The sequence below is a fragment of the Pseudomonas fluorescens genome (genome assembly GCF_902497895.1).
Lineage (GTDB): Bacteria > Pseudomonadota > Gammaproteobacteria > Pseudomonadales > Pseudomonadaceae > Aquipseudomonas > Aquipseudomonas fluorescens_BP.
Genome location: NZ_CABVHQ010000144.1, coordinates 1 through 3443 on the forward strand (window position 1 = coordinate 1; position 3443 = coordinate 3443).

Here is a 3443-nt window from a genome sequence, read left to right on the forward strand (position 1 = left end):
CACAAGCACCCACACGAATTGCTTGATTCAATTGTTAAAGAGCGGTTGGTTAAGATCTTTCGTCTCAACCGAGGCGCGCATTCTACGCTTTCCTCTGCTGCTGTCAAGCGGTTATTTTCCGAAGTTTTCAAAGTTTCCTTTGTAACTTCAACCACTTGGCGCTTCCGATACACTCGTTAGCGGGAGGCGAATTCTACAGCGTTACTCGCTGCTGTCAACACCTGTTTTACACCGCTTTCGACCGAGTGGATCGAATCATTAATAGGATCAAATAACACGACCTTATCAACTCCTTCTGGGCTTCGGTGAACTGAAGCAACCCACTGTCGAAAACTGCGTAACTCTTTGTTTACCAAGGAGTTTTCCGTTTCGACTGCGCCGGAAGTGGGGCGAATTATAGACCTCCAGGGTCTGCCGTCAAGCGCTGATTTAGCTTTTCTATCAATAACTTGCAGAATGCCGGAAAACCGGCTGTTTTCCCTCTATATAGAGAGCAAAAAACGCGGCTTCTATTTCCATATAGAAGGAATCCTCAGAGCACCCCTGCCTCTTTAAAAGCAGCGACCGCAGATGCCTCAAGACCCAACACCCGCTGCAGAATCTCCAGCGTGTGCTCGCCCAATAGAGGAAGGGCATTGCGGTATTCAACCGGCGCCTCGGAAAGACGGATCGGGCAGGCCACCTGCGGAACCAGCCCAGCCAGGGCACTGAAGCTACAGAAGACGAATGTCACTGGAATAATCGCCCCCCTCTCACCCTCGATCCACTCAACGATGAGTAACAGCTTCCAGGAAAACTGGCTGAGTACAGGCGCCTGGATCCGTCGAAGCCTACCCGGGAGACAGAGATCATCACTAACAAGGTTCGGACCGCACGAAGCGCTGAAGGCGGTGACAGAAAAGGAAAGCCGGCCCCTCACCCCACACTCAGCGAAGGCGCACACATTTATGCGAGCGCAGGGCTGGCATGCACAATCAAGATAGGGAGTTGGGACATCGCAGGAATCAAACGGAGGCAGGTTTTTCGAAGCAGCCAGCAAAATAGCCGCTGAGAACGACAACCAGCCAGACATGAGACGAATGAATCGCTGGAAGCCTTGAATAATTGGTGTCCCAGGGCAGGTTCGAACTGCCAACCTTCCCCTTAGGAGTTTGAGGGTCTATCAGCGAACCACTCTTTATAAACATTGCTTAACCTATACAACACAAGGGATTCAGCCGATACTTGCACTCATTGGCTATGGCCCACTCTCACCCCAGGCTCTCTCGATATGACTTTTTGAATAGACGCCACCACCATGGCTTAGCCTCCCGTTTGGCGCGCTCCCAATCGTGCTTCAGTAGGTATGCCACGCGTTTCGAAAACTCAGGGAGCCGCTTTTCAGGTTCCTTGCATTCAGAAAGCCCCTCAATGCATTTGAGGATGGCAATATCCTCAGGGTCGAGAGGGTTCAGCAGCAGCTCAAACACCAGTGTCAACTCAGCCAGTGGTGTCTTGACATCCGTATCCTTTTTACTCACAGCCTTATGAACTTTCAGGGCGTTAACGCGAATCTGCTCACGCCACTTAGCACGCTCCTGGGTGATGTTCTCAATCTGAATCTTTCGCTCCGAGGTTCTGAGGCTGACAAAGCCCCCTACGAGAGCGGACACGACTGCGGACGTCAGCAGTAGCTCAGTATTCATCGACGCATTATTCCCTGCTCGTCCGAAGGGCCAAAAGTGCCTCTCTTCTATGGAACTAGCCCTGCGTTTAATGGCAGGGCTTGGGGTGATGCGATTACTTGAAACAATGCTCGTAGCGCTCCAAGGCTTCGCTGTCGCGTATCGCGCTTGAACACGCAAAAATGACATCAGGGTCTTGCAGTAGCGTTGTGAAACAATCCAACGTGCGGTGCCTTGGGGGAAATTGCACCATCGCTGCAACGGCGTCTTTGATCTTTTTAACCTGGGCTTGCGTCGGCGCCTCCCCGAGTTTTTCCGCATAGGTGCTTACGAAAAAGGCTGTAAGCTTCGGTGCAGAATCTTCATCGCTGAACAACCCAACCAGAGGCACAAGCGAATCAACTCGTTCAATGCTGTGAGGCCCACCAGATGACTCAACCTGCACTTCACAGCCGAAAAAATCGGATGCAAATTCCTCGACCATGTACACCCGCAATCGAGATGCCATGTAGGTGTCGTACTCTGCCTTTGTGGCTTGGCTTAGGTCCATACTAATTTTAATCATCGTGACTTCCTATTCGGCTGTTGGCCCCTTCTATTTACAGGCAGACCAGCCGACGGGCTGCCACTCGATGCCCTCACACTCACCGCTTCACCCGACCCAGACCATACCTTCCACCGCTGATAGGTGCAGTCGCTGCGGATCAGTCTTCCGCCGTCTTCTTGGCCCACAGCATAGCGGTGTATTCGGTATTGAAAGCGTCAGAATCGTCTTGGTTGAATTTCCCCTCACTCTGCACCTCATTGCTGGGGGCCACTATCATCGCCATTGGGATAGCAGCCAGACAACCGCGACGCCGGACGCCGCACTAATCCCTACCTGGGCGGGAATTTCCTATGAATTGCAGACGTCTAGCAATTGCTGAAGATTGCAAATTTCCGCATCGCCAGATTGCTGCTCTGGATAGTCTTCAAAACTGGTGCGAATCCGCTTGCCTGATCGGAGCTGCGGCAATAACTCATCCAGCGCCTTTTGACGGGTATAAGCATTCTCGCCCATCGATATCGCCTTGTTTTGGTCGACTCGAATCATCAGCCAGGATTCGCTGTATGCACTCTTGTTGTACACATTAGGCCTGTCCTTCCCATGGCGGAAAAACGATACCTTTGCAGTGGGTGAGCTCACCCAGCAGGTCACCACATCTGTCATCGGGTCAGTCGTTTTATTGACCTTCCAGTCGCATGCCGATGCTGAAGCGTAAGCGTCCGGCCAACACACCTTCCTGATCGCAACGCTTAGGGCGAAGGTGTCCACCTAAATTTAAGTGGACACCATTTCTAGCCTTTTTAAGCGGACGCCCCATGCCACAAGAACGTCGCTCCTATTCCAAATCCTTCAAGGCCCAGGTCATTGCCGAATGTGCGCAGCCTGACACCTCGATTGCCAGTGTTGCTCTGACCCACAACCTCAACGCCAACCTTGTCCATAAGTGGATTCGGGTGCATGAACAGAAAAACCTGGCATTGCAAACTGCCTTTATTCCGGTCAAGGCATCGACATCGACATCAACATCGCCTCAAACTCTTGCTGCCACTATCCGCATCGAAGTCCCCCACTCGAGGGGTGCGGTCGTTGTGAGTTGGCCGGCGGATAATGCCGCGGCGTGTACCGCTTTTCTCCGCGACCTACTGCGATGATCCGCATCGACTCCATCTGGCTCGCCACCGAGCCCATGGATATGCGTGCGGGCACCGACACCGCGCTGGCGCGGGTCGTGG

Annotated in this window: 5 protein-coding genes and 1 pseudogene; 2 read left to right on the plus strand and 4 right to left on the minus strand. The window is 52.8% G+C overall.

Annotated elements, in window-relative coordinates:
• The coding region (locus F8N21_RS31240) for a hypothetical protein (RefSeq protein ID WP_224788324.1) at positions 1-180 on the plus strand (180 nt) is incomplete at its 5' end.
• 352 nt (positions 181-532) lie between these two features.
• On the opposite strand, the pseudogene F8N21_RS30125 reads toward F8N21_RS31240, so the two are convergent.
• The 4 genes and pseudogenes from F8N21_RS30125 to F8N21_RS30140 form a co-directional block, all read right to left on the minus strand.
• Positions 533-706: pseudogene (locus F8N21_RS30125) on the minus strand (CoA transferase); the annotation flags it as partial.
• A 544-nt stretch (positions 707-1250) separates the two neighbouring features.
• Entirely contained in the window at positions 1251-1685 is a 435-nt protein-coding gene (locus tag F8N21_RS30130) for a hypothetical protein (protein ID WP_150645585.1), read from the minus strand.
• A gap of 94 nt (positions 1686-1779) precedes the next feature.
• The gene (locus F8N21_RS30135; protein WP_150645586.1) at positions 1780-2229 is read right to left on the minus strand and encodes a hypothetical protein; all 450 of its coding nucleotides are present in this window, start codon (positions 2227-2229) and stop codon (positions 1780-1782) included.
• A 330-nt stretch (positions 2230-2559) separates the two neighbouring features.
• The gene (locus F8N21_RS30140) at positions 2560-2874 is read right to left on the minus strand and encodes a hypothetical protein (protein ID WP_150645587.1); all 315 of its coding nucleotides are present in this window, start codon (positions 2872-2874) and stop codon (positions 2560-2562) included.
• 152 nt (positions 2875-3026) lie between these two features.
• Between F8N21_RS30140 and tnpA the strand changes: the two genes are divergently transcribed.
• Positions 3027-3362, plus strand: a complete 336-nt coding sequence (gene tnpA / locus F8N21_RS30145; RefSeq protein ID WP_150644785.1) for an IS66-like element accessory protein TnpA — start codon at positions 3027-3029, stop codon at positions 3360-3362.
• Positions 3363-3443 lie beyond the last annotated feature (81 nt).